4 protein-coding genes are annotated in these 6,145 nt (G+C 69.5%); 2 read left to right on the forward strand and 2 right to left on the reverse strand.

From position 1 onward, the window contains the following. Positions 1–46: 46 nt before the first annotated feature. A complete protein-coding gene (locus tag ACFYXC_RS28225; RefSeq protein WP_389554630.1) occupies positions 47–892 on the reverse strand; it encodes a siderophore-interacting protein in 846 nt (281 codons plus the stop codon). A 189-nt stretch (positions 893–1,081) separates the two neighbouring features. Beyond that, positions 1,082–2,029, reverse strand: a complete 948-nt coding sequence (locus tag ACFYXC_RS28230; protein ID WP_389554651.1) for a 5'-3' exonuclease H3TH domain-containing protein — start codon at positions 2,027–2,029, stop codon at positions 1,082–1,084. A 268-nt stretch (positions 2,030–2,297) separates the two neighbouring features. On the opposite strand from ACFYXC_RS28230, the gene ACFYXC_RS28235 reads away from it, so the two are divergent. Then, complete coding sequence (locus tag ACFYXC_RS28235; RefSeq protein ID WP_389554631.1) at positions 2,298–3,386, forward strand: glycine betaine/L-proline ABC transporter ATP-binding protein; 1,089 nt, start codon at positions 2,298–2,300, stop codon at positions 3,384–3,386. Then, positions 3,379–5,991 carry an ABC transporter permease/substrate binding protein gene (locus ACFYXC_RS28240; RefSeq protein ID WP_389554632.1) on the forward strand — a complete coding sequence of 871 codons (2,613 nt, stop codon included), beginning with the start codon at positions 3,379–3,381 and terminating at the stop codon, positions 5,989–5,991. The genes ACFYXC_RS28235 and ACFYXC_RS28240 overlap by 8 nt, the downstream gene beginning before the upstream one ends. Positions 5,992–6,145: the final 154 nt, after the last annotated feature.

Raw genomic sequence — 6,145 nt, forward strand, 5'->3', positions numbered from 1 at the left:
GGGCGTGCCCGGAGCGGGCCGGGCGGGCCGCAGGCCACGGCGCGGGCTAGGCAGCAGGGGGCGCAGCCTCCTGTTCGGCCTCCACCCGCGCGTTCCAGTCCCGCTTCGCGGCCTGCCACCCGTCCTCGTCGTGCCCCAGCCGCCAGTACCCGGAGATGGAGATGTCCTCGCGCGGAACCTGGTGCTCGACCCGCAGCAGCCGCCGCAGTTCCTTCACGAAGCCCGCCTCGCCGTGCACGAACGCGTGCACCCGGCCCGCCAGGAACTCCAGCGCCTGTACGGCCGCCACCAGGGCCTCGCCGACCGGTCGGTCCCCGCGGTGCAGCCAGACGACCTCCACGTCCGAGTCGATCTTCTGCTCCTCCGCGGGCCCGGCGACCTCCACGAAGACCCGCACCTGCGCGCCGGCGGGCATCGCCTCCAGCGTGGCGGCGACGGCGGGCAGTGCGCTCTCGTCACCGGCCAGCAGATGCCAGTCGGCGGTGGGATCGGGGGCGTACGCCCCGCCCGGTCCGAGCAACCGGACCAGTTCGCCTTCCTGGACGCGGGTGGCCCACGGCCCGGCGAGTCCCTCGTCGCCGTGGATGACGAAGTCGAGGGTCAGCTCGCGCTGTTCGGGGTCCCAGTGACGCACGGTGTACGTGCGCGTCACGGGCCACTGCTCGCGCGGGAACTCCTCACGGATGCGCGTCATGTCGAAGGGCTCCGGGTACGTCACGCCCTCGGCCCCGAACAGCAGCTTCACGTAGTGGTCGGTGCTGGTGCCCGCCGTGAACTCGGCGAGCCCTTCGCCACCGAGGACCACACGCTGCATATGAGGGGTCAGCCGCTCGGTGCGGACGACGCGCGCGGAGTGCGGCTTGGGGGCCCTGCGTGCCGGACGCTCTGCCATAACGGCCTCCTGGATAAGCTCGCTAAGGCTTACCTAAGTTAGCACCTTCCCCTGGGTGACACCCCTCGGCCACCGGGCTCAGGACCACCTTCTGCAGACCTCAGGAGTCGCGGGTCTCCCGAACGGCCGTGCCGAACCGCAGGCACTGTACGGAGAAGTGGCGCGATCCCACGCGTCCCAGTGTGCTCCTCAGGACGCCAGTGTCGACAGCAGCCGTTTCAGCGAACCACCGAGACCCCAGCGCGCCGCGAGCGCGTCGAGGGCGTCCGGATCACGCGGCGCGTGCGGCAGCGCGGTCTCCACCTCCGGCAGCGGCACGTCGCCGGCCACCTTGACGACCTTCGGCGCGACGGAGACGTACGGCCGCGACTCGTCCAGACGCCTGCGCTGCGACGGTGTGAGCCGGGACTTCGGGTCGTCGACCGCCGCCATGATCCCGGCCAGGTCCCCGAACTCGGCCAGCAGTCTGGCGGCCGTCTTCTCGCCGATGCCCGGCACGCCGGGCAGTCCGTCGCTCGGATCGCCGCGCAGCAGCGCCAGGTCCGCGTACCCGGGGCCGTCGACGCCGTACTTCTCGCGCAGCCACGCCTCGTCCGTGATCTGCAGGGTGCCGACGCCCTTGAGCGGGTACAGCACGCGGATGCCCCGCCCGTCGTCGACCAGTTGGTACAGGTCACGGTCGCCGGTGACGATGTCGACCGGGCCCGTGGCGCGGCCGGTGAACGTGCCGATCACGTCATCCGCCTCGTATCCCTCGACCCCCACGCGCGCGATGCCCAGCGCGTCCAGGACCTCCTCGATGACCGGCACCTGCGGCGACAGGGTGTCGGGCACCTCCTCCTCGTCCGGCCCGGTCGCGGTCTCCGCGGCGACGCGGTGCGCCTTGTAGGAGGGGATGAGGTCCACCCGCCACTGCGGCCGCCAGTCCGCGTCCATGCACGCCACCAGGTCGTCCGGCCGGTGGTCCTTGACCAGGCGGTCGATGAACTCGAGCAGGCCCCGCACGGCGTTCACCGGGGTGCCGTCCGGGGCCTTCACGGATTCCGGCACGCCGAAATAGGCCCGGAAGTACAGGGAGGCGGTGTCGAGGAGCATGGTTCGCCGAGGCTGCTGAGTCTGCTGCGTCACGCCCCGCATCATGCCGTACGCCACTGACAGTCACCCTTCGGCGCGGACAGTGGGCGAAAGCGGGTTCCACAACCGTCGGGACGTAAACACCGTGTGAACTGGGGCACGGGCGGGTTTGAGTCATCCGGGTCGGGGCAGGTGCGCGGCCGGAGCGAACCCGGTCGTGCTTTCAACCACATAGGCGTGTGCAGGACCGGATGAGCGGGCGGACCCCGCATCGCTCCACGGCCCGCCGGCGGGGGAGGCGGGCCGTCTTCGTTCGACCGGAGAGGTACTCGTGTCATCCAGGCTGCAGGCGGAACAGCTCTACAAGGTGTTCGGCAGACGACCCGGCGAGGCGGTGGAGCGGCTGCGCGGGGGAGCCGACCGTGAGGAGCTGCGCGCCGACCGCATCACCGCCGCGGTGATCGACGCCTCCTTCACGGTGGAACCGGGGGAGATCTTCGTCGTGATGGGGCTGTCCGGATCCGGCAAGTCCACGTTGCTGCGCATGCTGAACGGTCTTCTGGAGCCGACCGCGGGACGCGTGGTCTTCGACGGGCAGGACCTGACCGCGCTGAACGACCGCGAGATGCGCGAGGTCCGCTCCCGGAAGGTCAGCATGGTCTTCCAGCACTTCGCGCTCTTCCCGCACCGCAGCGTCCTGGAGAACGCCGCGTACGGACTGGAGGTGCAGGGCGTGCCGCGCGCCGAGCGCCACGAGCGCGCGACCAAGGCCCTGGTGCTGGCCGGGCTCGCCGGCTGGGAGAAGTCCTGGCCCGACGAACTCTCCGGCGGTATGCAGCAGCGCGTGGGGCTCGCCCGGGCCCTCGCCACCGACGCCGACCTGCTGCTGATGGACGAGTCCTTCAGCGCGCTCGACCCGCTGATCCGCCGGGACATGCAGGACCAGCTGATCGAGCTCCAGAAGAAGCTGAAGAAGACCATCGTCTTCATCACCCACGACCTCAACGAGGCCATGCGCCTCGGCGACCGCATCGCCGTCATGCGGGACGGCCGGATCGTCCAGATCGGCACCGCCGAGGACATCCTCGTCCGCCCGGCGAACGACTACGTCGCCTCCTTCACCCAGGACGTCGACCGGTCCCGGGTCCTCACCGCGGCCTCCGTCATGGACACGGACCTGCGCGGCGACGAGGCGGACTGCGGCTGCGAGACCGCGCGGCCCGACTCGTCCTTCGGTGAACTGTGCGCCGTCAGCGCGCGGGTGACGCACCCCGTCGCCGTCGTCGACAAGAAGGGCGAACTGGTCGGAGTCGTGCCCAGACAACGGCTCGTCGGCTTCCTCGGCGACGAACAGGGCGAACCCGCGCCCTGCGACACCCCGCGCGGCAAGACCTCCGGGGCGGTGAAGGCCGATGCCTAGAATCCCCTTCGGCGACTGGGTCAACGACACGGTCGACTGGCTGCTGAACCACATGGCGTGGCTCTTCGACTTCCTCAAGACCGTCTTCCTCGGCACCTACGACGGCATCAACGCCGTCCTCCAGGCCCCCGAACCACTGCTCCTCGCGGGCATCTTCGCCGTCATCGCGTTCTGGCTGCGCGGCACCTCGGCAGGTCTCCTCACCTTCGTGGGATTCGCGTTCATCGACTCCCTCGAACTGTGGGAGAACGCGATGATCACCCTGTCGCTCGTCCTGGTGGCGACGATCATCGCGCTCGTCATATCCGTGCCCGTCGGCGTCTGGGCGGCCCGCTCGGACCGGGTCAGCAGCGTGGTGCGGCCCGTGCTGGACTTCATGCAGACGCTGCCGGCGATGATCTACCTGATCCCGGCGATCCTGTTCTTCGGCACCGGCGCCCCCGCGGGCATCGTGGCCACCCTGATCTTCGCCCTGGCACCCGGCGTCCGGATGACCGAGCTGGGCATCCGCCAGGTCGACAAGGAACTGGTCGAGGCGGCCGACGCGTTCGGCACCACCCCCGGCAACATCCTGCTGCGCGTCCAGCTCCCGCTGGCCCTGCCCACCGTCATGGCGGGCGTCAACCAGGTCATCATGCTGGGCCTGTCCATGGCCGCCATCGCGGGCATGGTCGGCACCGGCGGCCTCGGCGGCGACGTGAACGAGGCCATCGGCCAGCTGAACGTCGGCCTCGGCTCCGAGGCGGGCGTCGCCATCGTCATCCTCGCCATCTACCTGGACCGCATGACCAGCGCGCTGGGCACCCAGGTCTCCCCGCTCGGCCGCCGCGCCGCGGCCAGGGCGCGCACCGCGCAGGGCCTGAAGATCTGGTCCTACCGTCCTCGGCCCACCGTCGCGGTGGTCGGCGTCGTCGTCCTCGCGCTCGTCGCGGGCGGCATGGGCGTGTTCGGCTCCGACGACAGCGAGAGCGCCGCGTCCGACTCGGGGAACGTCGGCCAGGGCAGGCAGGTCAGCATCGGCTACATCCCCTGGGACGAGGGCGTCGCCTCCACCTTCCTCTGGAAGGAGATCCTGGAGCGGCGCGGCTACGAGGTCGACGTCAAGCAGTTCGATGCGGGCCCGCTCTACACCTCCCTCGCGCAGGGTGACATCGACTTCCAGACCGACTCCTGGCTGCCCGTCACGCACGAGCAGTACTGGAAGAAGTACGGAAAGCAGCTCGACGACCTGGGCTCCTGGTACGGCCCCACGTCCCTGGAGCTGAGCGTGCCCGCCTACATGAAGGGCATCGACTCCCTGGAGGACCTCAAGGGCAAGGGCGGCCGGTTCGGCGGGAAGATCACCGGCATCGAGTCCAGCGCCGGAATGATGGGCCTGCTCAAGACCAAGGTTCTCAAGGAGTACGGGCTCGACAAGGAGTACAAGGTCGTGGACAGCTCCACGCCGGCGATGCTGGCCGAGCTGAAGCGCGCGTACGCCAAGAAGGAGCCGTTCGTCGGCACACTCTGGTCGCCGCACTGGGCGTACAGCGAGTACGAGCTGAAGAAGCTCAAGGACCCGAAGGGTTCCTGGGGCAAGGGCGACGGCGTGCACACGCTCTCCCGCAAGGGATTCGCGCAGGACAACCCGCTCGTCGCCAAGTGGCTCAAGAACTTCAGGATGACCGAGAAGCAGCTCACGAGTCTCGAGGCCGAGATCAACAAGGCCGGCAAGGGCGCACAGCAGGAAGCGGTGCGCACCTGGCTCAAGAGCAACGCGAAGGTCGTCGACGCGCTGGCCCCGGTCGGCGGCTCGTCCGGCACGCCCGCCGAGGCGAAGCGCGCGATCGACGTCGCCTGGTTCCCGTGGGACGAGTGCGTCGCCGTCACCTACCTGTGGAAGAACGTCCTGGGCCGGCGCGGCTACACGCTCAACCTCAAGCAGATGGACGTCGGCCCGGTCTACACCGGCCTCGCCTCCGGCGACCTCGACCTCAACTTCGACGCGTGGCTGCCCTACGGCCAGGCGAACTACTGGAAGAAGCACAAGGACGACCTGCGGGACCTCGGCACCTGGTACGAGCCGACCTCCCTGGAGGTCTCGGTGCCCTCCTACGTCAAGGACGTGAAGTCCCTCGCGGACCTCAAGGGCAAGGCGGACACCTTCGACGGGAAGATCATCGGGATCGAGCCGGGCACCGGCGAGATGAACCTCCTGAAGAAGGACGTGCTGCCGGGCTACGGCCTGGACAAGGAGTACGAGGTCGTCGACGGCTCCTCGCCGGCGATGCTGGCCGAGCTGAAGCGCGCGTACGCCAAGAAGGAGCCGATCGCCGTCACCCTCTGGTCGCCGCACTGGGCGTACAGCGAGTACGAGCTGACCAAGCTGTCGGATGAGAAGAAGCTGTTCGGCGAGGGCAACACGATCCGCACCATCTCCAGTGAGAAGTTCCCCGAGCAGTATCCGCAGCTCACGAAGTGGATCAAGAACTTCAAGATGACCGAGGACGAACTCGGCACCCTGGAGGCCGAGATCAAGGACCGCGGCCAGGGACACGAGGAGGAGGCCGTGGCCGCGTGGCTCAAGGAGCACCCGGACATCGTCGAGCGGATGACTCCGCAGTGATCGCCCGATGAATGCGCGGTAGTCCCGCGAACGGCAGCGAGGGGTGGGGGGGGGCGGGCGGGGGGGCGCCCCCCCCCCCCGCGCCCGCGGGGGGGGGGGGGGGGGGTTGTTTTTTTGGGGGTGGGGGGGCCGATACACATTGGGGCAAACAACC

This window comes from Streptomyces sp. NPDC002701 (assembly GCF_042889045.1).
GTDB lineage: Bacteria > Actinomycetota > Actinomycetes > Streptomycetales > Streptomycetaceae > Streptomyces.